Below are 23,564 nucleotides of genomic sequence, written 5' to 3'. Positions count from 1 at the left end.
CGCCCTCCCGGCGAACATCAGAAGTACGAGAGGCCCAGCGCCTTGCGCACTTCGTCGGTGGTCTGCGCCGCCACTTCACGCGCCTTCAGGGTGCCTTCCTTGAGGATCTGCAGCACTTGCCCACGGTCCTTGGCGAACTCTTCGCGGCGGGCGCGGATCGGCGCCAGCAGGTCTTGCAGGATGCCCTCGAGGCGCTTCTTGACGACGCTGTCGCCCAGGCCACCGCGGGTGTAGTGGGCCTTCATCTCTTCCAGGCCGGCCTTGTCCGTATCGAAGGCGTCGAGGTAGATGAAGGCCACATTGCCCTCCAGGTGGCCCGGGTCGGAAACCTTCAGGTGCAGCGGGTCGGTGTAGACCTGCTTGACGGCGGCGCGGATCTCGTCGGCGCTGGCGCCCAGGTTGATGGTGTTGCCCAGCGACTTGCTCATCTTGGCGCGGCCGTCGATGCCCGGCAGGCGGCCGACTTCCGGCACGATGGCCTTGCACTCGACCAGGATATCCCTCTCGCCGCCATAGGTGCGGTTGAACTTGCGCACGATCTCGTTGCACTGCTCGATCATCGGGATCTGGTCCTCGCCCACCGGCACCACGCTGGCCTTGAAGGCGGTGATGTCGGCCGCCTGGCTGGCCGGGTAGGTCAGGAAGCCGGCCGGGATGTCGCGCTCGAAGCCGCGCATGATGATTTCCTGCTTGACGGTCGGGTTGCGCTCCAGGCGCGCCACGGTCACCAGGTTCAGGTAGTAGAAGGTCAGTTCCGTCAGTTCCGGGATCTGGGACTGGATCAGGATGGTCGTACGGGCCGGGTCGATGCCCACGGCAAGGTAATCGAGCGCCACTTCAACCACGTTCCGGTGTACCTTACCGATGTCATCCATGTTGTCGGTCAGCGCTTGCGCGTCCGCCAGCATGACGAACTGGCGGTAAGTGTCCTGGTAGGTCACGCGGTTGCGCAGGCTGCCCACGAAGTGGCCGAGGTGCAGCGGGCCCGTCGGACGGTCGCCGGTCAGGATGATTGGTGCGGAAGAATTAGGGGTCGAGCTCATCGGGTTTCCTGGTTAGTGCCCCGATTCCTTGCCGCGCTAGATGTGAAAACGCCACCCGGATCGAGGCGGCGTTAGTCGAAATGCAGATCATTTCCTGTGGCCGCGCGCTAGGAGCGGCGCCACCAGGTCAAGAAAAGATGATGTGCTTTCGGAAAATTCATGGACCGCATGGTTGCAGGTTGGCGCGCCGATGTCAACCGCTTCGGGTCCCATGGCCTGCAGGCCGGCTCCCCTTCCGACATTTTTTCTCCTGGGACGCCGAGCTGCAGGGAATTTGTTGTTAGAAAACTAATATTGGTGAAATTGATGATTCCAAAAAAGAGCACGAACAGCCACGCCCGTCCCCTCGAACTCTGGGGCGGCCTCGAATGCACGGTCAACCGCGTGCGCGACGACTACTTCAGCCAGCTGGACCGTAACGGCCACCATGGCCGCGCCTGCGACATCGGGCGCTTCGCGTCCACCGGCATCAAGGCCATCCGCTACCCCGTGCTGTGGGAACGCACCGCCCCCGAAGGCATCGACAAGGCCGACTGGAGCTGGGCCGACGAACGCCTGGCTGCCCTGCGCGAAGCGAACGTCACCCCGATCGCCGGCCTGGTCCACCACGGCAGCGGACCGCGCGACACCAGCCTGGTCGACCCTGCCTTCCCGGAACGCCTGGCCGAATATGCCGGCGCCGTCGCCGCGCGCTATCCGTGGCTCGAGTACTACACCCCGGTCAACGAACCCTGCACCACCGCCCGCTTCGCCGGCCTGTATGGCGTCTGGTATCCGCACGGCCGCGACGACCGCACCTTCATCGAAGCCCTGCTCGTCCAGTGCCGCGCCGTGGTCCTGTCGATGCGCGCCATCCGCGCCGTCAACCCGGACGCCAAGCTGGTCCAGACCGACGACCTCGGCAAGACCTACGGCACGCTCGAGATGGCCAAGGTCGCCGAGTTCTACAACGAGCGCCGCTGGCTGGCCTGGGATCTCCTGTGCGGCATGGTCGATGAACACCACAAGCTGTGGAAGTACCTGATCAAGACCGGCATCCCGGCCGAAGCATTCCTGTGGTTCCGCGAGACCCCCTGCCCGCCCGACATCATCGGCGTCAACTACTACGTGACCTCCGAGCGCTGGCTCGACCACCGTCCCGAGCGCTTCCCGGAACACCACCGCGGCGTCGCCGACGGCATCCCTTGCGCCGACATCGAGGCTTCGCGCGTGCTGGCCACGCCGACCCCGGGCATCGCCCCGCTGCTGTCGGAGGTCTGGGACCGCTACGGCATCCCGCTGGCGATCACCGAAGCCCACATCGACGCCAACCGCGAAGACCAGCTGCGCTGGCTGCTCGAGATCTGGGAAGCGGCCCAGCAGTCGCAGCAGAACGGCGTCGACGTGCGCGCCGTCACGGTCTGGTCCCTGCTCGGCTCTTTTGACTGGAACAGCCTGGTCACCCAGAACAAGGGTTATTACGAGCCGGGTCCCTTCGACGTGCGCTCGCCCACGCCGCGCCCGACCGCGCTGGCGAAAATGATGAAGGAACTCTCGTCCGGCACGCCGTTGTCGCATCCGGTGCTGCGCGGCCAGGGCTGGTGGCGCCGTCCGGGACGCTTCCTCTGCCATCCTCCGGTCGCGACCCCTGCCGCACTCACCTCGATCTCGGCCGACGGCCACCGCCTGGTGGGCACGAGCGCGGCGCCGATCCTGGTCCTGGGCGCCACCGGCACCCTGGGCCGCGCCTTTGCCCGCGTCTGCCGCAAGCGCAACCTGAATTTCAAGCTGCTCTCGCGCCAGGACATGGACATCGCCGACGCCGCTTCGGTCGAACGCGCCCTCGCCCGGTACCAGCCCTGGGCCGTGATCAACACCTGCGGCTATGTGCGCGTGGACGATGCCGAGAACGACGCCGAGCGCTGCTTCCGCGAGAACACCGCCGGTCCCGCCATCCTGGCCGCGGCCTGCGCCCGCCACGGCGTGCACCTGACCACCTTCTCGAGCGACCTGGTCTTCGATGGCAAGCGGGATCGTCCCTACGTGGAGTCGGACGCGGTCTCGCCGCTGAACGTCTACGGCCGCAGCAAGGCCGACGCCGAGGTCGCGGTGCTGGACGAGAACCCGGAGGCCCTGGTGGTGCGCACCAGCGCCTTCTTCGGCCCCTGGGACCAGTACAACTTCGTGACCCTGGCGCTGAATGCCCTCGAACGCGGCGAATCCTTCACCGCCTCGAACGACCTGACCATCACCCCGACCTACGTGCCGGACCTGGTGCACGCCTGCCTGGACCTGGCGATCGACCGTGAAGCCGGCATCTGGCACCTGTCCAATGGCGGCGAGCTGACCTGGGCCGAGCTGGCGCTCAAGGCCGCGGAAAAGGCCGGCGTCGATGCCAGCCGCCTGGAGGCGCGCCCGATCGCCTTCCCCGCCGCCCGTCCGGCCTACTGCGCCCTCACCAGTGAACGCGGCATCCTGCTGCCAAGGCTGGAACAGGCGCTCGACCGCTACCTCGAACTGCGCAATACCGAAGATCCGGAGATCGAGGAACTGCAGGCCACCGCCGAAAGCCGCCAGCCGGTGGCGAGCGGACACCGGCAGCAGGAAGAGACGCCGCCGGAAGCCGTGCAGGCGGGGAAGTGCTGAGTCCCGGCTCCTCGATGTAGCGTAAAGGCCGCTTCACCCGTGCTGCATTGACGGGCGATCGGCCCTGCGCCGAGAATGGCCGCTCCGCCCTCCTCGAACCGCCCACCGTGAAACCCACCGCCTTCCTGCTTTCCCTTGCCCTCTGCCTTCCCGCCCTGGCCCAGGACACGCTCAAACCCGGCGAAGTACAACTGAAGCTGCCCGGCGGCGGCAGTTATATCGGCACCGTCAAGGACGGCGTCCCCGACGGCAAGGGCTACTTCAGGGACCTCGATGGCATGCAGTACGAAGGCGAGGTCCGCATGGGCGTACGCGAAGGCATTGCCGAAGGCCTGTTCCCGAACGGCGACCGCTACAAGGGTCAGTGGAAGAACGGCAAGCCGGACGGCCGGGGCGCCATGACCTTCATGCTTGGCGGCGCCTATGACGGGAACTGGCGTGCGGGTGTCCCGGACGGCCGCGGCATCATGACCTTCGCGGGCAACGGCCGCCGGGCCGACGTCACTTTCGTGAACGGCATGCGGGTCGGCGCTGCGCCCCGGGTACAGCCGCAGCCGGGAGAGAAAACCAGTTTCGCGATTTTATCGAGCGCGAACCGCACCGGTTCGCTCATGAAGGACAAGGAAGTCACCTCCTCGGTGCCGCTGAACGTCGGCTACGAAGGCTTGACCCCGGCGCAGAAGCAGGTCATTCGGGACGCCTACCCGGCGCTCGACGACGGCGACGAGCCGCCCTACCCCCTGAACGGTCCGCAGGAACTCTTCCTCGGCCTCCTGAAGCTGACCAGCCGCTACCAGCTCAATGGCGACGTCACGATCTATGTGCTGGTCGGCGCGGACGGCAAGGCGCTGTCCGCGGCGACGGGCGGCATCGACGATCCCGAGGCCAAGCGCATGGCGGGCATCGGCGCGGCCCTGCTGAAATACAAGCCGGCGCGCTGCGGCGGGCAGCCTTGCCAGATGATGGTCCCCTTCAAGGTCAATCTCGCGACCATCGTCAGGTAGGGAGGCGCGGGAGCGGCGGTATACAATCGCACGGAGTTTGTTAACGAAAGGCCGTTTTCCGTGCAAGAGCAACACGCCTTCCCCTTCCTGCGGGAGATCCTGCTGTTCCTGATCCTCTCGGGCATCCTGATTCCCACGCTCCAGCGCCTGCGCATCAACCAAGTGGTCGGCTTCCTCGCCGTCGGCACCCTGGTCGGTCCCTTCGGCCTGGGGCTGCTGGCGGGCGACATTCCCTGGCTGGCCTTCCTCACCTTCCCGCGCGGCGAAGGCATCTCGATGCTGGCGGAAGTCGGGGTGCTCTTCCTGATGTTCATGATCGGCCTCGAGCTCTCGGCCGCGCGCCTGTGGGCCATGCGCAGCTGGGTGTTCGGCGCCGGCACCGCGCAGGTGCTTGCCAGCGCCGCGCTGCTGGGCGGCGCCCTGCTGCTCTATGGCCTCGACACCCAGTCCGCCGTGGTCCTCGGCCTGGTGCTGTCCCTGTCTTCCACCGCCGTCGTCATGCAGCTGCTGGCCCAGCAGCAGGCCACCGGCAGCCGCCTGGGCCAGGCCGCTTTCGCGATCCTGATGCTGCAGGACCTGGCCGTGGTGCCGATCCTGCTGCTGGTCGGGGCCCTGGGCCGCGGCGCCGGCGACGGCGTGGCGATGCTGGCCCTCGCCACGCTGGCCAAGGCGGCCATCGCGATCGCCCTGATCTACCTGGTCGGCGGGCGCGTCGTGCACCGCCTGTTCCGCTCCTTCGCCGAGCACCGCCAGCCGGACGTCTTCATGGCCCTGATCCTGCTGTCGACCTTCGGCATCGCCGGCCTGTCGGCGGCGGCCGGCCTGTCGATGGCGCTGGGCGCCCTGATCGCCGGCCTGCTGCTGGCCGAAACAGAGTTCAAGCACGAGGTCGAGCTCATGGTCGAGCCCTTCAAGGGCCTGCTCATGGGCCTGTTCTTCATGACGGTGGGGATGAACATCGACACGCGCCAGATCCTCGAGGCGCCGCTGCTGCTGGCCTCCCTGGTCGCGGGCCTGGTGCTGATCAAGGCGCTGGTGGTGGCCGCCCTGCTGCGCCTCGGCGGCCAGAGCTGGAGCCGCGCGGTGGAAGGCGGCCTGCTGCTGGGCCAGGGCGGCGAATTCGCCTTCGTCGCCATCGGCTATGCCGTGACGTCGCGGGTGCTGGAGCCAGGCCTCGGCGCCCAGGTCATGCTGGTGGTCGGCCTGACGCTCTTCATCACGCCGATGCTGGCCAAGCTGGGACACGCGATCGGCGAGCGTTCCGGGCGTGCGGCGCCGGACGCCGCCCCGGACCAGCAGCAACTGGCCTCGGCGCGCGGGCGCATCATCATCGCCGGCTTCGGCCGCGTGGGCCAGCAGCTGGCCAAGCTGCTGGGCGAGCAGCACATTCCCTTCATCGCCTTCGAGTGCGACGCCAAGCTGGTCTCGAAGCTGCACGCCGAAGGCAAGCCGGTCTACTTCGGCAACGCCTCGCGCCCGGAGCTGCTGCGCCACCTGCACGCGAATGAGGCGCCCGCCATCGTGCTGACCATGGACCACCCGGCCTCCGCCCTGCAGGCGGTGCGCGGGATTCGCCGCGAATATCCGCACGTGCCGCTGTTCGTGCGCTCGCGCGACGAGAAGCATGCGCGCGCCCTGCGCCTGGCCGGCGCCAGCGTGGTGGTGCCGGAAACCCTGGAAGCGAGCCTGCAGCTGTCCGCCTTCGTGCTCGAAGCGATGGGACTGGACGAGCGCCAGGTCGACGGCATCGTCGACCACGAGCGCGCGGTGGTCACCGCCCGGCTGCTGGAGCCGGAAGCGAAAGCCTGAAATCTCATTGGAAGGAAGTGTCGCGCATGCGTTCGTTGTTGATTGCCCTGGTCCTGTTCCTGAATTTGGCCGCCCCGGCGGCGGCCTCCCCCATCCCGAAACTCACGCCGCCGCCCGCGCCGGCCGTCCTGCCCGACCCGCTGGGCCGCGAAACCCCGCGCTCGACGATCTCGGGCCTGATCGGGGCGCTGGCCGAGCACGACTACGACCGCGCCGCCCAGTATTTCGACACGCCCGCCAACAGCAATCGCCAGCGCGTCACCGCCGCCGCGCGGGCGCGCAGCTTCCAGTCGCTGCTGGACAACGGCGGCTCGCTGCAGCCCTATGCCGTGCTGTCGAACGAGGCGATCGGCCGCATCGACGACGAGCTGCCGGTCGACCAGGAATACGTCGGCCAGATCACGGTGCAGGGCAAGAAGGTGCCGGTGCTGCTGGCGCGCGCCGAGGAGGACGGGCGCCAGATCTGGCGCGTGGCGCCGGCGACGGTCGAGCAGGTGGCGATCGCCACCCGGCGCAGCAGCGCGGCGGACAGCGAGGAAGACGGCCTGGTGATCGCCGGCGCGCCGCTGAAGGACTGGGCCCTGCTGGTGGGGCTGGGCGTGGTGATCTTCGGCGGCCTGTGGATGGTCGCCCTGCTGGTCGTGGCCGGCACGCGCCGCCTGGTCGCGGATCCCGCATCGAACGGCCTGTACCGCTTCCTGGAGGCCGCCCTGCCGCCGGCCAGCCTGCTCCTTGCGGTGGGCCTGTTCTTCGCGCTGGCCGAAAGGCTGCCGGTCGCCATCGTGGCGCGCCAGACCCTGCTGCGCTATACCGGCATCGTCTCCGTCGTCGCCCTGGTCTGGTTCGGCCTGCGCCTGGTCGACGCCATCGCCGAACTGGCGATCGCGCGCATGCAGAAGCGCCAGCGCCGCCAGGTGGTCTCCGTCATCACCCTGCTGCGGCGCACGGCCAAGGTGCTGCTCCTGCTGTTTTCCGGCATCGGCATCCTCGACACCTTCGGCATCGACGTGACCACGGGGATCGCGGCCCTGGGCATCGGCGGCATCGCGCTGGCCCTGGGCGCGCAGAAGACGGTGGAGAACCTGGTGGGCAGCGTCACCGTGATCGCCGACCGCCCGGCCCAGGTGGGCGACTTCGTCAAGGTCGGCGAGCTGCTCGGCACGGTGGAGGACGTCGGCATCCGCTCGACCCGCATCCGTACCCTCGAACGCACCGTGGTCACGATTCCGAACGGCGACCTGTCGGCGCGCCAGATCGAGAACTTCGCCGCGCGCGAGCGCTTCCTGTTCAACCCCGTCATCGCGCTCGACTACCGCGTCTCCTCGGCGAAGCTGAAGGAAGGCATCGCCATCATCCGCGAGGTACTGCGCGGCCACGAGAAGATCGCCGAGGGCGCCCGCGCCAACCTGGCGAAGATCACCGAGCGCGCCTTCAACGTCGAGGTGTTCTCGTACATCGAAGTGCGCGACTTCGACGCCAACGTCATCGTGCGCGAAGAGCTGCTGCTGGCGATCGTCGAACGGCTCGAAGCGGCCGGCATCGGCCTCGCCTTCCCGGCCCAGACCATTGTGTTCTCACCCGACGAAGGCCCCGCGCCACTCAGCCTGAGGAAGGGCGACGACTGACCGACAATCCCACCCCTGGGTGTCAGGTCTGACATTCGGACACAAGCTCAACTGGATGCATGGCCGCAACAGCAGAGCTCGTGTCTAATTGTCAGACCTGACACCGAAGGTGTGCGTGCCGAGTGCCTTTCGCCGCAGGCCGAGCACCAGCATGCCTCCGATCAGCAGGGCGTAGGACGCGGGCTCGGGAACCGGGCTCACTTGCAGGGAGAACGTGGACGGGCCGCCGTCGCCGAATGTATAGTTGATGCCGCCGCCCCCGCCGCCTGTCGACTTGTCGAAACTACTCGTGAACCCGGCGCTGCCTTCGATATTGCGCGTGGCAAGCAGGCCGCCCGCGCCGAAGCTCCCCGCAGCCCCCCGTCCGGTCACCGAGTAACGCGCGTACGCTCCGCCCGGATAATCGATGCGCAGTTCATGCTCGTAGCTCTCCAGCATGCCGGCCGTGTCCGGGACAACGTGAAAGAGGGAACCACTACCCATGCCTTCGTAACGGAATTTTTCTCCGCCTATCGTGAGTTCGACGACATACGGGATCTGCTCGGTACTCATCAGGCGATAGTCGATCGCGCCCGCGCCAGGCACCTCGAACTCGCGTACCTTCGTCGAATCGAAAGTGGACGTGATGGTGATGTCGTACGGCACCTCCTTCAAGTCCGCGTTCACCATCGACGTCATGCCGGTGGAGTGCGTCGTGACGACGATCGGGTTCGCCAGCGCAAGAGCGGGCATCGAAAGCAGCAGCAGGCAGGCGCGTTTGGTGTGTGCAAGCATCGGGCTTTCCTCCATGGTTGGTCCAGCGTGAAGCGACCGATGCTACCGGCTCCCTGGCGCCGGGCTCGCACGATTGCTTCAGTCCGCTACTGCCGCGTTGCGCACGGCAGACAGGGGCTGCGCCCGTCCCGGCCGCCTCGCTATACTGGCCGCATCCCTTCCCGCGCGAGGTGCGCCATGCAACGCCGCATCCTGACCCTGCTGTTTGCCCTGCTCCTCCTTCCCCTGCACGCCGGCGCGGCGAATACCGTGACCGTGACCACGCGCAGCAGCGGCACCATGACCCCGACCGGACAGGTCGAACGCGCGCTGCAGTTGCCGCCCGGATCGGACGAGTATGAGCTGAGCTTCACGTCCACCCTGCCCGCCACCGACATCGCCTCCAGCGCGGGAGGGGCCGACCTCAACAGCTGGGGCGCGACGGAAGTCACCCTGCTGTTTCGCGGCATCCGCCATACCTTCTCCATTGCCGACGCCATGGGCTGGGTCTCCATCGCGTCCAGCCTGGGGGATGAAGACGTCTACCGCCATTCGATGAGCTGGCCCATGAATGTCAGCGTGTTCGGGATCGAGGGGATGCTGTCTTTCGCTGTGCCTGCCGGCAGCTATCCCGGCGCCTTCGACTTCAGCGCGCAGGACTTCGTGGTCTTCGATCCGCAAAGGGCGCTGGTCGAGCTGCGCGTCTACGAATACGGGGACGTCGTCGGGCAGCTGAGCGGCACTGCCGATCGGTTCGAGGTCGCGATCGTCAGCGCCGTGCCGGAGCCGTCCATGCTGGTCGGGCTGTGCGCCGGCCTGGCCATGCTGTGCGCCGCAGCCCGGCTACGGCGCCCAAGGCGGCCGGCCTAGATACGCGGCAGCAGCGCCTTGCGCTTGTTGCGCGCGCGGATGTTGAGCGCTTCGACTACCAGCGAGAAGGCCATCGCGGCATAGATGTAGCCCTTCGGTACGTGGGCCTCGAAGGCCTCCGCCGTGAGCGCCATGCCGACCATGACGAGGAAGGCCAGCGCCAGCACCTTTACGGACGGGTGGCGGTCGACGAAGTCGCCGATCGGCTTGGCGGCAATGAGCATCACCAGCACCGAGAAGATCACCGCGGCCACCATCACGCTGATGTGGTCGACCATGCCGACCGCCGTGATGACGGAATCGAGCGAGAACACGATGTCGATCACCGCGATCTGGCCGATGATGCTCCAGAATAGCTTCTTGCTGGCGGCATTGGCGGCGTCCTTGCCCGTGATGTCCTGTGGCCCTGCCTGGTCCTTGGCTTCGACCTCCACGAAGATCTCGTGCGAGGCCTTGTAGAGCAGGAACAGGCCGCCGAACAGCAGCACCAGGTCGCGCCCGCTGATGCCCTGCCCCACCACGTGGAACAGGTCGGCCGTCAGGCCCATCACCCAGCTGAGCGAAAACAGCAGCAGAAGGCGCGACACCATCGCGAAGCCCAGTCCCATGCGGCGCGCCTTGTCGCGCATCTCCGGCGGCAGGCGGCCGACCAGGATGGAAATGAAGATGATGTTGTCGACGCCGAGCACGATTTCCAGTGCGCTCAGCATCGCGAAAGCGATCCAGACGTTCGGGTCCATCAGCAGTTCCATGCCGGCCTCCTCGTGTCGAAAGCCGCAGTATTACATGAACGCTAATCTAGCCGAGCACGTCCGTTTGAAGCCCGGTCAGCGCGCCGGCACCAGCCACACGAAAGCCAGCGCCACGTGGATCGCGGAGCCGAGCGGCGGATAGAACAGCGAGACGCCAATCGCCAGCGCGTACAGCACGATCGACAGGCGGTTCTTGCGGCTGCCCCAGGCCATCGCGCGGCCGGCGCCCTCGCCTTCCAGGCGCCAGGACAGCAGCATGAAGGAGATCGAGCAAAGCAGCAGCACGACGCCATACATCGCAACCGGCGCCGGTGCCATCGGATGCTCGCCGGCCCATGCCGTCACCCAGGGAATCAGGGACATCCAGAACAGCAGGTGCAGGTTGGCCCACAGGGCGGCGCCGTCCACCTTGGCCACCCGGTCCAGCAGCGCGTGGTGGTTCCCCCAAATTTGAAGTTACCTACACAACGATAGTACTTTCCTGTAGAGCCTGTCTATATGCGTCGGATAGAACGCATCCACAAGCGCAGCAAGAACAATCCATCGTAATAGAGTGCTGTGAAGAACGCTTATTGATGTTGACGATTTGACCTAGATCAAGGTAGATTGAGAAACACATAGTCACAATCAAACTATGACTACCCTTCCAACCTCGGACGAGTTTCGTAACGCTAGACTGCTTGGTGCAGCTATACAGCTCAGGCGTACGCATGGGATTTTGTACGCGATGCGATTCCTTGAAGAGTATGGATTCGACGCGCACGTGATCTGGGAAGTGTTGGGTCTCATCCCTCCTCAACGGTGCGAATCTCCTAGCTCTGCGACTACTTCTCTATAGCTAGCTACAGCAGCCTACAGACGTTTCCTGCACGAAAAATTATCCCCGTTCTACCTACTTTTGCTTACCACGAACACACGCTCCTTCTTCTTTCGCAAGCAGAAAAAGCGTGCGAAACCTCATGAGTTCCGGCATTCCTCCACTGGTAGATACCTGCCGCTTTTGCAGTCATCGCAAAGTTACATTCTGTTACAAAATAGTTCCGCGTTACCCCTTGATTTAAATGTCAATCCATGATTTGTCAAGTTGTAATTTTAGGATTGTATGGTAAAGTAGAGGTCTGTGGAGAGCTGTAACCGAAGCATTCTGTCTCCACGCAATATCAATTCCCACACAATGTAAATTTATCCAGTTCCTATGGAGGGATTACCTATGCGTGTCGAAAACGCTCGTCCACAATTCGGCGGACGACTTAAATCGCCGGAATACTATGAGCAGGTGAATTCCATCTGTCGCGTTCTACGTGAGTACAGTACGCTGCGAACTATTGCAGACGCGTTGAACTCTCAACATTTCACTACTCCCGCTGGTATGGAATGGAACAGGCATCGGCTAAGCGCCTATCTGAAAACAAATGACATCAACAAAGGAAACTAAAATATGACAAGAGCTACAAAAGAAACACAACGGACAGACGGACCAGTAGCGACTACTCCGGATGCACCAGTAATGCGCAAGCCTTTCTCTGTGCGAATCGGTGCAATTTGCCACGAGGCTTTTAATCAAGCTGCTTATCTGGCCCGTCAAGGTTACATTTTTAGCGACTCGCCAATCCAAGTGTTCCCAAACGGTATGGCATTCTTTGACATGCACCTTGGTACGCCTGTTGAATACCTTGTCGAGCGTGCAAAAGAAACGGTGCGAATCGGTGCAGAACAGGAAGAAGCCGACCGCCAAAAGGCTATCAAGGAAGAAGCTCGTCGTATTGTCGAGGAAGAAAAACAAGCCGCAGCAGCGAAACAGATTGCAGCATTGAAGGCAGAGAACGCCCGTAAGATCGCTCAGATCGAAGCAGAAGCAGCCGCAGCCATCGCCGCACTGTCGCAGTAAGTCCCTCCCGCCTTCCCGGCTGGGAAGCGCATCAAGGCCACCTCTGGCCCCTGTAGTACAACAACCTGAACCGCAGACGTAGCCCCAGTGAGGGCCATAGCTATTTGTACGTCTGCCGCTCCTAAACCAATATCGAAAGAACAATATGATTGTCAAGAAAGAACCCGTTCCCGGCACTCGCCGCCTCCGTTGCACCTTTGATTCTGGAACCGTAATGGAATCCCAGCTTGTATACCTCACGGCTAGCCAGTGGAAAAACTTGCGTGCTCTCGCAGCGCTGAATAACGCCAGAGTTTCAACGATCATCGGTCGATTGATCGACAACGCGACGATTTCAGCCAAGGCGCTCTGAACGTTTTAGCCTCAAAACTCTATTACGATTTATAGAGAAATCGCTTTAACCTACTGATTTTAAAGAGGAAAGCGATCACCGTTACAATAGTCTATATCTTTAAGGAGTATATAAGCTATTGACAGAACTATCCATAGACATAAGTCTATCTAACAAAAGGAATCATCCATGCCTAAGGCATCAATCGAATATCCCTCCATCATCGTCAATCGTAACGGTAACAATGGATGGCATAAGAAAGGGAAAAGAGCATACCGTAACGCTGTCCTTACGATCCTCCAATTCCTCCAAACTGCTAAAGAACCTCGTCTGTACCACCTATGCTTCGAAGGTAAATCTCATCGCCAGCAGATGAAGATGCTTAAAGCTCTGGTGCAGATGGCAGACAGAGCCGGTATTAACTGTGAATGGTTCGCTGCTCGTGAAACTGCCGATAGGACGAAGGTCGATCACCTCCACGTATTCATGGTCATTGATGCCTACGGTATCAAGGTAGCGAAGCTGTTTAACCAGTTCGATGACGGACAGGTAGCCCAACTCTGCGCAAAGCATGGAGTCAACTTCTCCATCTTTAGCCCGAAGGATGATCTAGGAATCCACGGCAACAACACGTACATGGCGCTACCGTACCAAGGGCCGGGGAACAGGGAGACGGAGCTAGGCCGTAAGCGTTTGGCTGATGCCCTGACTTGGCTCACGTACAACTACAAGGCCCGTAGCAAACCTACGGAAGAGGAAGCAGACGGACAAATCTTCCCCTCCTCCCGTCCAACTCGTAAGCGTAAGAACCCCCTCCTTCCTGCTGCCCTTCCAGCAGCAGAGGAAATAGTAGCCCCGATAACAGAGACCAAAGGAGATGAATTGACCCCAGCAGAACGATATGTAGGAACTCGCTATGAGGAAGCTGTAGATGCTGGCCTCGATGTCGAAGCCCTCCGGCTCTACCTCCTTTCTAAAGGAATTCCACGCACCCCGGCTCAGGTAAGGTACGAACTAGACGAAGTGTACGGATTCCACCAGTACGCCTCCCAGCATCCAGCGCCAGCCCAACGTACATACGCGGAGATTGACGCTCACCTTGGCAGGGAGAAGCCTAGTAAGGTCGATAGGGTAGTTACCTCCCTCCCGGTCGGCTCCCGACAGGGGACAGTAGCGAAATTCAGTCGAGATCGGGCCTTGTTGCGACCACTAAACGGTCGTATAATCATCGCAACGACACGCACTCAACAGGATGACTACCATGAAGCCAGCCGTTTTCTACATCAGAGCATCGACTAAGGAGCAAGGTAAGAGCGGCTTGGGCATGGAAGCGCAACGTGCAGCACTGGACAAGTTTGCGGAGGCCGAAGGCTTCACCGTTGCCGGTGTATTCGCGGAAGTGGCTAGTGCAAAGCTTGGGATTGAAGACCGTGCGCAACTGAAAGCCGCCTTAGCTCAAGCTCGGAAACTCAAAGCACCAGTGATCGTGTCGAAGCTTTGCCGACTGTCCCGAGAGGTAGCATTCATTTCCGGCCTCATGGCTCAACGCGTACCGTTCATCGTTGCCCAGTACGGCCCTAACGTTGACCCCTTCACGCTTCACATTTATGCAGCATTAGGCGAGCAGGAGCGCCGCATGATCGGCCAACGCACCAAGGACGCATTAGCAGCGAAGAAGGCACGCGGCGAACTGCTCGGTGCAGTTTTGCACAAAGACCCGCAAGCCATCGTAGCGGCAAGGGCTAAGGCGAACGCCACCAACGCCATGAAGGCCGCAGACTTTGCAGCAAAGATGATTCCTGAGATTCAGAAGTTGAAGGCGCAGAACATGACCTTGGATCAGATTGCCACAGACCTGAACGAACGCAACGTTGCTACGTTCAATGGCGGTAGCTGGCACAAGTCCACCATTTCACGCTTGCTTGCGAAGGCCGCATAGGAAGGGATTAGAGGCCCGTAGCGACCTCATCGCCTCGGATGGCATGAATCCCTCAACTCATCCGTTAAAGCGCCTGTAGAGCTTTCCAATGCCCTTCCTGAGCCTTTGATGATGCTAGGGGCATTCAGCCTTGAATGAATCTCAGGCAGATATGCCCCTGTGACGCGATTAGAGGCGTTCTGAGCCGTTCTCTACGGTATAGCCACCTCGCCCCTCCCGGCTTCGCTCTCCCGCTTGGCCGCTCCCTATCACTGAGAGTGAGCAAACCTTCAACCTATGGTCGCGGCATCACTCGCTAGCATGCTTGCGTATGGCCCTACAGCGGCAGCGATTAATGCGTTGAACTCGTTCAGGTCAAACGCCTTTGTGACAAACCCGTTTGCGCCTAATAGTTCGGCCCGCGTTCGATCAGCAACAATTGAAGAGGTTGTTACGACGATAACTGGCAACGCCACGAATCGGGGATCGTGCCGGATGATCTTCAGGAATTCAAAACCGTCTACCTTCGGTAGCTTCAGGTCAAGCAGAACAAGGGCAATGGCCGGATCGTCAAGAAGAACTTGCAAACCTTCTGCGCCATCAACCGCGTGCACTACCGCGTTTTCCAAGCCGCAAGCCTGCAACGCGTGCTTGGTGAAGCCAGCATCATGTATTGAATCCTCAACCAGAAGTAGCTTCTTTTTCATTCAATTATGATACCACTTAGCGGAGTTGAACGCGATGCAACACGCCTCACTGTATTGTTCAGTTCTCAGCCAATCTTACCGCTCCTGTGATTCCCAGCCTGAACAAGGATTCGCCTGACTACGAGTTCGGATGCAAGTAATTATCAAAGAACTATGCAGCCAGTCTGATCGTAGCGTGGCAATCGCTGGTGGAACATGGCATTAGACTACGGTAGCCAACCTGCTGGCCCGTCTGGAAGACTAGCAGCGATTAGAGGCGATATGAGCGGCTCTGGATTGAGTTGGCATGATTCCCTCAACTCATCCGTTAAAGCGCCTGTAGAGCCTCCTGATGCCCTTCCTGAGCCTTTGAGGGTTCAGAATGCCCCGTTGATATTTTAGGATGGCGTAGCTCTCTTGACAAAAGCCGCCCTAGCCGGTCAAGCAAAGCCCTCGCCCCGGCTTGATATCATTCCTAGGGATCGTTGGCCCATCCCCAGACAGGCCATACCCTCAGAAAAATTTTCAGAAGATTTCAGGCTTCGGAATCGGTCCCGGTAGGCGTGTACTCGTCTTCGTAGTCGTTGTCAGGGAATGGCCCGTCATACTGGTTCCAGTTGGGAACAGGTCCGGTAGAAGGCTTCCGTACTTCCTGCTTCCTCTGGCCGAATGGCCGATCAATTGAAAGCTCAGGCCAAAGCGTATCGTCAAGTTCATGGATGCGTACGGCCACATCCTTATCGTATGTAGCATTCCAGATGTTCTCACCGTTATCGTGGAAGGTTAGGAGCTTCGCTCTTTGCTCGCCTTGATACACGGTGTAGCTGACGCCACCAGTACCACGCCCAATCTCTACGATAACGCCCAAGCCCTTCAACAACGAATTGGCCTCGATACGTCCATCCCGGCTTTCCAAGTCGATCTTAGCTCGTATGGACGCTCTACTACGCTGTACTGTCTCCCGTTCAAGCAGCTTCGATTCCTTCTCCTGCTTCTCTGCGGTCAGTCGGGCAATGTCAGCTTTGACCTTCCTGATGGCGGTCACGACTTCCTCAAGGTCATCACTGATCGTCAACACCTTTTCCAAGCGCTGCTTCTGTACCTGTGCAGTGTCAATCTGACCAGCTAACGCCCGAAGTTCGGAAAGCTCCTGTGATTGATCGCCCACAAAGTAGTCAGACTTGACAACATTCATCAGCACATCAAAAAACACTTCCTCGGATCGAGTGGCCGGGACGTTCTTTGCATTACATTTCCCGCCAACCTTCCCCGAACAGACAAGGTAACGTTCCAAGTGACGCCCCTTCGGGACACAGTGAAGTGGACGCTTGCAGAAAGCACACATCCCTACCTTACTCCACACGTTTATCCTGTCTTCGCTCTGGCTCGTTACGCCTGTCACCTTACGTAGCGCCCTTGCTCCCTGTGCATCATTGAACAGACCTTCCGTGATGGCAGCGGGGAAGTAGTTTGGTATCGGCGGCAATCCGTCCTTCGGTGCGTACTCGCCTATAACGGCTCTCGATTTGATGAGCGCTGAAACAGTACCGGGAATCCACAGCTTTCCTTTCCCTCGGTCGCGGAAAGGAGGAGTGAGCCGCTGATTCAAATTCTTCGCAATCATGGCGTAGCTCCAACCCTTCGCCGCCATAGTGAAGATTTCCTTCACGGTGTTAGCTTCCGGCTCCTTGAGCTTGTACTTGGTCTTGCTGACCCACTCTACCCAACCGGGGAGTAACACCTTGACCTTCTCCCCGGCTCTGGCTGCTGCATACCGCTTCACGAAGCTGTCCGCTACCCTCCCGCCCTTCTTCTTGCTCTCATCGTGCGCAAGCTCCTGCTTTAGAAGACTGTTAATCGCATCGAGAAAAGTCAATGTACCTTTGTACTCCTTTCGATCACGAAGCGTCACTACCGTTATGCCTGCCCCGGTAAGCTCCCGCAAGAAGTCAGACGCCTTCCACATATCCGCTCGTGACAAGCGGTCAAGGTCTTCTACCAGTAGCGTGCTGCCGGGACGGACCTTCCCGCTCTTTACATCGTCGTGAAAGCGCTTGAGTTCCCCTGCATTCTCCAAATGCTCGCCCTTGTAAGCGCTCTTGCCCTTATCAAAATAAACATGGTCGGCATCGTTGATGAGTGTTGGGCAGTAGCTGAGGGCCAGCGCCATCTGGCGATCTTCACTAGAGCCTTTCTCCTGCTTCTCGTGACTGTAGCGAATGTAAAGGTAGACGTTTTCCATACCTCAACTATATCACGGAACATAGGTAACTCCATCATTGATGGTTGACCCAGTAGATGCCGACATAGACGAAGCTCAGTGCATAGCGCAGCCAGCCGGGCAGCACGCCTGCCAGGTCCTCGACCGCGGTGCCGTGGGGCGGCTGCAGTTCCAGCACCATGATCGTGATGATGATGGCGATCACGCCGTCGCTGAAAGCCTCCAGGCGGTTCTTGCTCATGATCCGGATCATGCCGCCTCCGGTTCCGCCAGCGCCAGGTGCAGGCAGAGGACCGCGACCGGCACGACGAGGGCGACGAAGCCGAAGGCCAGGTAGGCAAAAGCGGCCGCCCCGCAGCCGAGGGCGAAGGCCAGCACCGGCCAGAAGAACTTGCCGCAGCGCGCCTTGGTCGCCCCGTCCGCCGCGCCGCGCAGCCAGTCGGTCGCGTCGATCACGAGCTGGGTCACGTTCCCCGTCATCATCGAGGTCGGCGCGAGATGGGTCAGCAGCAGCTTGCTGGCCGCGCTGTGTGCGCCCATCGCCGTGGCGCCCAGCAGGCCGGCCGCCATCGCCAGGCCACCCGCGCTGCGGCCGACCGGCTCGGCCAGCATGCCGCAGGCCATGAAGCCCAGCAGCAGCACCAGCTGGAGGAGGTAGACCGGCTTCACCGCGGAGCTGGCGCGCCGCTCGCAACGCGCCACCAGCAGACGGGCCGCCGCCACGCCCAGGATGAAGGCCGGGAAGGCCAGCAGCTTCAGGAGCGAGGGCGTCTGCGCCGGGTCGGCTGCCGACACCGCGATCAGCACGAAGTTGCCGGTCACGTGGGCCGTGAAGAGGCCGAACAGGGCGATGAAGCCGAGGGTGTCGACATAGCCGGCCAGGAAGCCCATGCCGATGCCCTGGGCACGCTGAAATTGTGCAGTCTTCATGTCGATGGCCTCAGAACGCGAAGCAGCTGCAGCCGAGGGCGCCCCAGAATCCGCCGAAATTCGAGACCGGCACGCTGGACTTGCGCGCCCGGTCGTGCGCGTGGGCGTGCACGCCGCAGGGACCGCTGCACTGGTGGGCGAGGGTAGCCAGAGGCTGCTGCTGCGGTGCTGCACGCCGCCAGTGTCCCGGCACCTTCTGCACCGGCGACCATTCCGGCAGCACCGGGATCGGCGGCGGGCCCAGGCTGCTGAACTCGGCTGCGCCATACACCAGCTGGCCGCCGACCACCGTCAGCACCGATTCGATCGCCTTGATGTCCTCTTCCTCCACGGTGAAGAAGTCCTCGGACAGCACCACCAGGTCGGCCAGCATGCCTTCCTGGATGCGGCCCTTGCGTCCCTGCTCGTTCGAAAACCAGGCGCTGCCCGAGGTCCACAGTTCGAGTGCCGTCTCGCGCGGGAGGTAGCCATGGTCGCCGTACAGCGGCAGGCCGCCGACCGTGCGTCCCGTCACCAGCCAGTAGAGGGCGGTCCAGGGGTTGTAGCTGGCCACGCGGGTGGCGTCGGTGCCGGCGCCGACCGGCACGCCGGTCTCCAGCATGCGCTTGATCGGCGGCGTGGCGCGTGCGGCGTCCGCGCCGTAGCGGTCGACGAAGTACTCGCCCTGGAACGCCATGCGGTGCTGGATCGCGATGCCGCCGCCCAGCGCTTTTACACGCTCTATACTGCGCTCGCTGATCGTCTCGCAATGGTCGAACATCCAGTGCAGGCCATTGAAGGGAATGTCGCGGTTGACCTTCTCGAACACGTCGAGCATGCGGGTGATCGATTCCTCGTAGGTGGCGTGCAGGCGGAAGGGCCAGCGGGCCTCCACCAGGTGGCGCACCACTTTTTCCAGTTCATCCTCCATGCCTGCCGCCAGTTCCGGGCGCGGCTCCAGGAAGTCCTCGAAGTCGGCCGCCGAGAACACCAGCATCTCGCCGGCGCCGTTGTGGCGGTAGTAGTCCCTGCCCTGCCCCGGCGTGACCATGCCGGTCCAGCGCTGGAAGTCTTCCAGCTCGGCGCCCTTGTTCTGGGTGAACAGGTTGTAGGCGATGCGGATGGTGAGCTGGTTGTTGCGGTCGAGTTCCTCGATGACCGAGTAGTCCTCGGGGTAGTTCTGGAAACCGCCGCCCGCATCGATGGCGCTGGTGATGCCGAGGCGGTTCAGTTCGCGCATGAACTGGCGCGTGGAATTCACCTGCAGGTCGTACGGGAGCTTGGGCCCCTTGGCCAGGGTCGCGTACAGGATCATCGCATTCGGACGGGCGATCAGCATGCCGGTCGGGTTGCCGGCCGCGTCGCGCTGGATCTCGCCGCCCGGCGGGTTCGGGGTGTCCTTCGTGTAGCCGACGGCCCGCAGCGCGGCGCGGTTGAGCAGCGCGCGGTCGTACAGGTGCAGGATGAAGACCGGGGTGTCGGGCGCGGCGGCGTTGATCTCTTCCAGCGTCGGCATGCGCTTCTCGGCGAACTGGAATTCGTTCCAGCCGCCCACCACGCGCACCCACTGGGGGTTCGGCGTACGCAGCGCCTGCTCCTTCAACATGCGCAGCGCGTCGCTAAGGGAGGGCACGCCTTCCCAGCGCAGCTCCAGGTTGTAGTTCAGTCCACCGCGGATCAGGTGCAGGTGGGAGTCGTTCAGGCCGGGGATCGCGGTGCGGCCGTTCAGGTCGATGACCTGGCTGTCCTCTCGTCGGTGCCGCATCACGTGTTCCAGGTCGCCGACGGCCAGGAACTTGCCGTCCTGGATGGCGACGGCGCTGGCATTCGGATGCTCGCGGTCGAGGGTGGTGAAACGGCCGTTGATGAGGATGAGCGGCGCGGCGCCGGCGGACTGTGCTTGCATGGTACGACTCCTGAACCTGGGTGGGGATGTGCGGCCCGCCGCAGCGGACCGCCTTCGATTGCAGTGGGCTTAGCGCACCGGTGCGGCGACGGGGGCCAGCACTTCGTTCTTGCCCTGGTTGCGCGCCGGGGCCTTGTGCACCATGGTGTAGGCGTAGTCGACACCCATGCCGTAGGCGCCCGAGTGCTCGGTGACGATCTTGATCACGGCGTCATAGGTCTCGCGGTGCGCCCAGTCGCGCTGCCATTCGAGCAGCACCTGCTGCCAGGTCACCGGGACCACGCCGGCCTGCACCATGCGCTGCATCGCGAAGTCGTGGGCGTCCTTCGAAGTGCCGCCCGAAGCGTCGGCCACCATGTAGATCTCGTAGTCGCCTTCGAGCATGGCGCACAGGGCGAAGGTGGTGTTGCAGACTTCGGTCCACAGGCCCGCCACGATGACCTTCTTCTTGCCGTTCCTGGCCAGCGCGTCACGCACCTTCTGGTCGTCCCAGGAGTTCATCGAGGTGCGCTCGAGGATCGGGTGGTCGGGGAACACGTCCAGGATTTCCGGGTAGGTGCGGCCCGAGAAGGATTCGGTCTCGACGGTGGTGATGATGGTCGGGATGCCGAAGACCTTGGCCGCCTTGGCCAGGCCCACCACATTGTTCTTCAGGGACTGGCGGTCGATCGACTGCACGCCGAAAGCCATCTGCGGCTGGTGGTCGATGATGATCAGCTGCGAGTTTTCCGGGGTCAGGACTTCGAGTTTGGCGTTGTTCATGGTGTTCTCCTTCGTTTTTCAAGTGAGCCGTTTTCGTACGGCGGGTGTGGTTTGATGCGGTTCAGCCCTTGCGGGCCTCTAGGTTCGATTGCTTGGCTTGCAGGCCGGTGATCTTCGGCTGGCATTCGCCGGCGAACCAGGCCCGGGTGACCGGCTCGCCGCCGATCAGGCGCTTGGCCACGGGGACGATCTGCTCGCCGACCAGCATGCCCAGCAGGCCGACCAGGGCGATCGCGGGCGGGGCCGGCGATCGCACGTCGATCAGTCCGTAGAGCAGGCCGGCCAGGATGCCGGCGCCGAGGGAAATCAGGTACATGGTCCGCTCCTCCTTCTGCTGCGCCATCGCTGGCGCGATTAATCAGAATCATCGAACGGTTCGACGGTAGCGGGCTCTGTAGCTTCCTTGCCGCTCCCGCTTCGTGTTCGATGCGATGGAGTCATTATGCGTGGCTCTGGGAGAGATGAAAAACGGATAATTTTCAGATCTACAATCGAATTATTCGAACACAGATTGAAGGGCCGAGTAGGGCTATTCGGGGTCGTGGCAGACGACGCAGAGCTTGTTGCCGTCGGGGTCGCGGAAATAGGCGCCGTAGTAATGCGGGTGGTAAGCCGGTCGCAGGCCGGGTTCGCCCTCGTCCGTGCCGCCGTGCGCGAGGGCCAGGCGCCAGGCTTCAATCACCACGGCACGGCTGCCGGCCTGGAGGGCGACCATCTGCCCATTGCCGGCTGCGTGCGGGGCGCCGTCATGGGGCGCGCCGATCAGGAACAGCGGACGCGGTTCCGGATGCGATTGCCAGCCGGCCCACGGCCGCTCGCGGTCGCAGAAACGCGGGGAATTGCCGAGCAGCGCCATCAGCTCCGCATAGAAGCGATAAGCCCGGTCGAAGTCTTTGACGCCGATAAAAATATGCGAAATCACGGGACGCTCCTCGAATGGGCCAGAGAATAGCCATGTTGCATGGACAGTGCGCGAGCAGCCAGCTTACTGTCGCGATTGCACATCTGGCAAGACAAGGCTCACCACCATCGCCCAGGAAGGAAATCATCGATGACCATGCACACCCTGCGGCCGGCAATCGGCCTGCTGCTCGCCTGCGCTGCCGGCGCCTCTTTCGCCGCCGACTACATCACCTTGAGCAAGCGGGACGGCAACCACTTCGTGCTGGGCAAGGAGCCGGCCATCCGGATCGGCAATGCCGCGATGGTGCGCGTGCTCACCCATTTCACGGGCAGCCGGGAGATATCCGCGGGCCATCACCTGCTGGCCTGCGACGGAAGCTGGATGACCGACAACTTCGCCTATACCAGCATGGCATCGGAGACCGCCGATTTCGCGGCCATCGAGCGTCACAGCATCGCGAACCTGCCGGGGGTGATCGAAGCCGAACACCACTTCACGACGCAGGAGAAGGACCACAGCTACGACGGCCCGGTGCTCAAGACGCACATCAAGCGCCTGTGCGCCGAAGCGCGGCCGGCGCCGCCGGACATGCTGGTGCCGGTCGGCTCGTCCAGGGAATTCACGGACATGCTGCTGGTGTTCAGCATGGTCGCCAAGCCAGTGCAGGCAAAGGGAAACCGGGTCCGGGCCTGGTTCCGCACGACCTTCCATACCCAGAAGGACACGGTCGGCAGGCAGCCTGACCCCGGTGTGCCGACCGGCGAATACTGGATGACCTTGAAAGAGGTCGATTGCGCGAAGCCGCAGTCCGCACAGCTCGAACAGATTGTTCACCGCCCGACCGGCGTCGAACGCGGTACGTGTCGGGCCAAGGGGGCGGCGAGCTGCCCCATGATTCCGCTGAAGGAGTATTCGGTGGGCGATGCGGAGCGCAAGATGGCATGCCGCCTGTTCGGCAAGTCCGCCAACGCGCTACCCCTGTAGACCGGCGTCCGCGAAAGTAGCATGATCCGCCCCCCGGAGTAGCGCCAGCTCGGCCATTGGCGCGAGGCCTTGTGGCGCAGGAAGGCGAATGGGAATATGCGCCGGCGCCGGCAGCAACGGCGCAGTTTCGCAACCATCGATCGCCTTCACATGAACACACGGCTTCTCTGCATCGCCTTGTTGTGCCTGTCCGCCCGCTCCGCCCAAGCGCAGGAATCGTCCCTGTTTCGCATGCAGGCCGATGCGGCGGGCCAGCCGGCGATGGTATTCCAGGAAGTCGCCCGCGACGACCGTACATCGACGGTGGAACTGCGCTACCCGAGCGGCAGCGTACTGGGCAAATCGATGTTCATGCTGCGCGCCGGCTGCAGCCTGATGAAGGAGCGCGGCATGCCGGGCTTCACGATCGAAGCGCTGTCGCGGCAGCCGCTTCGGCTCTTGATACGCTTCGCGTCCGCGGAAGAAGCCCGGGAACATGGCGGCCAGCCCCTGCGCGAAGGCGGCCTGGTCTCCGCAGCCCATTGCGAGGCCATTACCGCGGCCGTGGCGCGCGCGCATGGCCCCTGAAAGACGG

General features: G+C 62.5%; 22 protein-coding genes and 1 pseudogene. 11 read left to right on the top strand and 12 right to left on the bottom strand.

Translation table 11 applies throughout. The features are described 5' to 3' along the window. Nucleotides 1-17: 17 nt before the first annotated feature. Nucleotides 18-1,043 (bottom strand): tryptophan--tRNA ligase, encoded by a 1,026-nt coding sequence (trpS, locus tag NX780_RS15405; RefSeq protein ID WP_258828754.1) that lies wholly within the window; start codon nt 1,041-1,043, stop codon nt 18-20. 306 nt (nt 1,044-1,349) lie between these two features. Here trpS and NX780_RS15400 point away from each other — a divergent pair, with 306 nt between their 5' ends. The 4 genes from NX780_RS15400 to NX780_RS15385 all read left to right on the top strand — a co-directional run bounded on the left by NX780_RS15400 (nt 1,350) and on the right by NX780_RS15385 (nt 8,106). Then, nucleotides 1,350-3,668 (top strand): family 1 glycosylhydrolase, encoded by a 2,319-nt coding sequence (locus NX780_RS15400; RefSeq protein ID WP_258828753.1) that lies wholly within the window; start codon nt 1,350-1,352, stop codon nt 3,666-3,668. A gap of 107 nt (nt 3,669-3,775) precedes the next feature. Beyond that, nucleotides 3,776-4,672: an MORN repeat-containing protein gene (locus NX780_RS15395; RefSeq protein ID WP_258828752.1), complete on the top strand. Its 897-nt coding sequence runs from the start codon at nt 3,776-3,778 to the stop codon at nt 4,670-4,672. 60 nt (nt 4,673-4,732) lie between these two features. Then, on the top strand, nt 4,733-6,481 hold the full coding sequence (locus tag NX780_RS15390) for a cation:proton antiporter domain-containing protein (RefSeq protein ID WP_258828751.1): 1,749 nt from the start codon (nt 4,733-4,735) through the stop codon (nt 6,479-6,481). A 26-nt stretch (nt 6,482-6,507) separates the two neighbouring features. Beyond that, entirely contained in the window at nt 6,508-8,106 is a 1,599-nt protein-coding gene (locus tag NX780_RS15385; RefSeq protein ID WP_258828750.1) for a mechanosensitive ion channel family protein, read from the top strand. Between the two features lie 84 nt (nt 8,107-8,190). Here the strand turns inward: NX780_RS15385 and NX780_RS15380 are convergent, their stop codons facing one another. Next, entirely contained in the window at nt 8,191-8,880 is a 690-nt protein-coding gene (locus tag NX780_RS15380) for a PEP-CTERM sorting domain-containing protein (RefSeq protein ID WP_258828749.1), read from the bottom strand. 177 nt (nt 8,881-9,057) lie between these two features. Here NX780_RS15380 and NX780_RS15375 point away from each other — a divergent pair, with 177 nt between their 5' ends. Beyond that, a complete protein-coding gene (locus tag NX780_RS15375; RefSeq protein WP_258828748.1) occupies nt 9,058-9,729 on the top strand; it encodes a PEP-CTERM sorting domain-containing protein in 672 nt (223 codons plus the stop codon). On the opposite strand, the gene NX780_RS15370 is transcribed toward NX780_RS15375, so the two are convergent. Together NX780_RS15370 and NX780_RS15365 are read right to left on the bottom strand one after the other, a co-directional pair. After that, entirely contained in the window at nt 9,726-10,481 is a 756-nt protein-coding gene (locus NX780_RS15370) for a TerC family protein (RefSeq protein ID WP_258828747.1), read from the bottom strand. The genes NX780_RS15375 and NX780_RS15370 overlap by 4 nt on opposite strands. 75 nt (nt 10,482-10,556) lie before the next feature. Next, a complete protein-coding gene (locus NX780_RS15365) occupies nt 10,557-10,931 on the bottom strand; it encodes a TMEM175 family protein (RefSeq protein ID WP_258828807.1) in 375 nt (124 codons plus the stop codon). A 1,057-nt stretch (nt 10,932-11,988) separates the two neighbouring features. Between NX780_RS15365 and NX780_RS15360 the strand changes: the two genes are divergently transcribed. The 4 genes from NX780_RS15360 (at nt 11,989) to NX780_RS15345 (ending at nt 14,639) form a co-directional block, all read left to right on the top strand. Further along, nucleotides 11,989-12,369, top strand: a complete 381-nt coding sequence (locus tag NX780_RS15360) for a hypothetical protein (protein WP_258828746.1) — start codon at nt 11,989-11,991, stop codon at nt 12,367-12,369. A gap of 214 nt (nt 12,370-12,583) precedes the next feature. Continuing rightward, nucleotides 12,584-12,721, top strand: a complete 138-nt coding sequence (locus NX780_RS15355) for a hypothetical protein (protein ID WP_258828745.1) — start codon at nt 12,584-12,586, stop codon at nt 12,719-12,721. 168 nt (nt 12,722-12,889) lie between these two features. After that, nucleotides 12,890-13,999, top strand: a complete 1,110-nt coding sequence (locus NX780_RS15350; RefSeq protein WP_258828744.1) for a hypothetical protein — start codon at nt 12,890-12,892, stop codon at nt 13,997-13,999. Further along, nucleotides 13,962-14,639 (top strand): recombinase family protein, encoded by a 678-nt coding sequence (locus tag NX780_RS15345; protein WP_258828743.1) that lies wholly within the window; start codon nt 13,962-13,964, stop codon nt 14,637-14,639. The genes NX780_RS15350 and NX780_RS15345 overlap by 38 nt, the downstream gene beginning before the upstream one ends. Nucleotides 14,640-14,908: 269 nt before the next feature. On the opposite strand, the gene NX780_RS15340 is transcribed toward NX780_RS15345, so the two are convergent. The 8 genes and pseudogenes from NX780_RS15340 to NX780_RS15305 form a co-directional block, all read right to left on the bottom strand. Beyond that, nucleotides 14,909-15,325, bottom strand: coding sequence for a response regulator (locus tag NX780_RS15340; RefSeq protein WP_258828742.1), 417 nt, complete (start codon nt 15,323-15,325; stop codon nt 14,909-14,911). Nucleotides 15,326-15,839: 514 nt separating this feature from the next. Further along, complete coding sequence (locus NX780_RS15335; protein ID WP_258828741.1) at nt 15,840-17,546, bottom strand: recombinase family protein; 1,707 nt, start codon at nt 17,544-17,546, stop codon at nt 15,840-15,842. A gap of 40 nt (nt 17,547-17,586) precedes the next feature. Beyond that, nucleotides 17,587-17,766 (bottom strand): annotated as a pseudogene (locus NX780_RS15330) (TMEM175 family protein); the annotation flags it as partial. Nucleotides 17,767-17,774: 8 nt separating this feature from the next. Beyond that, nucleotides 17,775-18,455, bottom strand: a complete 681-nt coding sequence (locus NX780_RS15325) for a YoaK family protein (RefSeq protein ID WP_258828740.1) — start codon at nt 18,453-18,455, stop codon at nt 17,775-17,777. Nucleotides 18,456-18,465: 10 nt separating this feature from the next. Continuing rightward, complete coding sequence (locus NX780_RS15320; RefSeq protein ID WP_258828739.1) at nt 18,466-20,340, bottom strand: amidohydrolase; 1,875 nt, start codon at nt 20,338-20,340, stop codon at nt 18,466-18,468. A gap of 69 nt (nt 20,341-20,409) precedes the next feature. Further along, entirely contained in the window at nt 20,410-21,102 is a 693-nt protein-coding gene (locus NX780_RS15315; RefSeq protein WP_258828738.1) for a hydrolase, read from the bottom strand. Between the two features lie 61 nt (nt 21,103-21,163). Then, complete coding sequence (locus NX780_RS15310; RefSeq protein WP_258828737.1) at nt 21,164-21,418, bottom strand: XapX domain-containing protein; 255 nt, start codon at nt 21,416-21,418, stop codon at nt 21,164-21,166. 213 nt (nt 21,419-21,631) lie between these two features. After that, nucleotides 21,632-22,024, bottom strand: coding sequence for a VOC family protein (locus tag NX780_RS15305; RefSeq protein ID WP_258828736.1), 393 nt, complete (start codon nt 22,022-22,024; stop codon nt 21,632-21,634). 129 nt (nt 22,025-22,153) lie between these two features. Here NX780_RS15305 and NX780_RS15300 point away from each other — a divergent pair, with 129 nt between their 5' ends. Together NX780_RS15300 and NX780_RS15295 are read left to right on the top strand one after the other, a co-directional pair. Next, nucleotides 22,154-22,990: a hypothetical protein gene (locus NX780_RS15300; protein ID WP_258828735.1), complete on the top strand. Its 837-nt coding sequence runs from the start codon at nt 22,154-22,156 to the stop codon at nt 22,988-22,990. A 150-nt stretch (nt 22,991-23,140) separates the two neighbouring features. Next, nucleotides 23,141-23,557, top strand: a complete 417-nt coding sequence (locus NX780_RS15295; protein ID WP_258828734.1) for a hypothetical protein — start codon at nt 23,141-23,143, stop codon at nt 23,555-23,557. Nucleotides 23,558-23,564 lie beyond the last annotated feature (7 nt).

Origin of the sequence: Massilia agri, from assembly GCF_024753255.1 — a bacterium.
GTDB lineage: Bacteria > Pseudomonadota > Gammaproteobacteria > Burkholderiales > Burkholderiaceae_D > Telluria > Telluria agri.
This window is presented reverse-complemented; position numbering and strand designations above follow the sequence as displayed.

Excerpts from the sequence above, each read along its gene's own strand:
- trpS (WP_258828754.1), bottom strand. The coding sequence starts at position 1,043 with ATGAGCTCGACCCCTAATTCTTCCGCACCAATCATCCTGACCGGCGAC.
- NX780_RS15400 (WP_258828753.1), top strand. The coding sequence starts at position 1,350 with ATGATTCCAAAAAAGAGCACGAACAGCCACGCCCGTCCCCTCGAACTC.
- NX780_RS15385 (WP_258828750.1), top strand. The coding sequence starts at position 6,508 with ATGCGTTCGTTGTTGATTGCCCTGGTCCTGTTCCTGAATTTGGCCGCC.
- NX780_RS15380 (WP_258828749.1), bottom strand. The coding sequence starts at position 8,880 with ATGCTTGCACACACCAAACGCGCCTGCCTGCTGCTGCTTTCGATGCCC.
- NX780_RS15375 (WP_258828748.1), top strand. The coding sequence starts at position 9,058 with ATGCAACGCCGCATCCTGACCCTGCTGTTTGCCCTGCTCCTCCTTCCC.
- NX780_RS15370 (WP_258828747.1), bottom strand. The coding sequence starts at position 10,481 with ATGGAACTGCTGATGGACCCGAACGTCTGGATCGCTTTCGCGATGCTG.
- NX780_RS15360 (WP_258828746.1), top strand. The coding sequence starts at position 11,989 with ATGCGCAAGCCTTTCTCTGTGCGAATCGGTGCAATTTGCCACGAGGCT.
- NX780_RS15355 (WP_258828745.1), top strand. The coding sequence starts at position 12,584 with ATGGAATCCCAGCTTGTATACCTCACGGCTAGCCAGTGGAAAAACTTG.
- NX780_RS15350 (WP_258828744.1), top strand. The coding sequence starts at position 12,890 with ATGCCTAAGGCATCAATCGAATATCCCTCCATCATCGTCAATCGTAAC.
- NX780_RS15345 (WP_258828743.1), top strand. The coding sequence starts at position 13,962 with ATGAAGCCAGCCGTTTTCTACATCAGAGCATCGACTAAGGAGCAAGGT.
- NX780_RS15340 (WP_258828742.1), bottom strand. The coding sequence starts at position 15,325 with ATGAAAAAGAAGCTACTTCTGGTTGAGGATTCAATACATGATGCTGGC.
- NX780_RS15335 (WP_258828741.1), bottom strand. The coding sequence starts at position 17,546 with ATGGAAAACGTCTACCTTTACATTCGCTACAGTCACGAGAAGCAGGAG.
- NX780_RS15325 (WP_258828740.1), bottom strand. The coding sequence starts at position 18,455 with ATGAAGACTGCACAATTTCAGCGTGCCCAGGGCATCGGCATGGGCTTC.
- NX780_RS15320 (WP_258828739.1), bottom strand. The coding sequence starts at position 20,340 with ATGCAAGCACAGTCCGCCGGCGCCGCGCCGCTCATCCTCATCAACGGC.
- NX780_RS15315 (WP_258828738.1), bottom strand. The coding sequence starts at position 21,102 with ATGAACAACGCCAAACTCGAAGTCCTGACCCCGGAAAACTCGCAGCTG.
- NX780_RS15310 (WP_258828737.1), bottom strand. The coding sequence starts at position 21,418 with ATGTACCTGATTTCCCTCGGCGCCGGCATCCTGGCCGGCCTGCTCTAC.
- NX780_RS15300 (WP_258828735.1), top strand. The coding sequence starts at position 22,154 with ATGACCATGCACACCCTGCGGCCGGCAATCGGCCTGCTGCTCGCCTGC.
- NX780_RS15295 (WP_258828734.1), top strand. The coding sequence starts at position 23,141 with ATGAACACACGGCTTCTCTGCATCGCCTTGTTGTGCCTGTCCGCCCGC.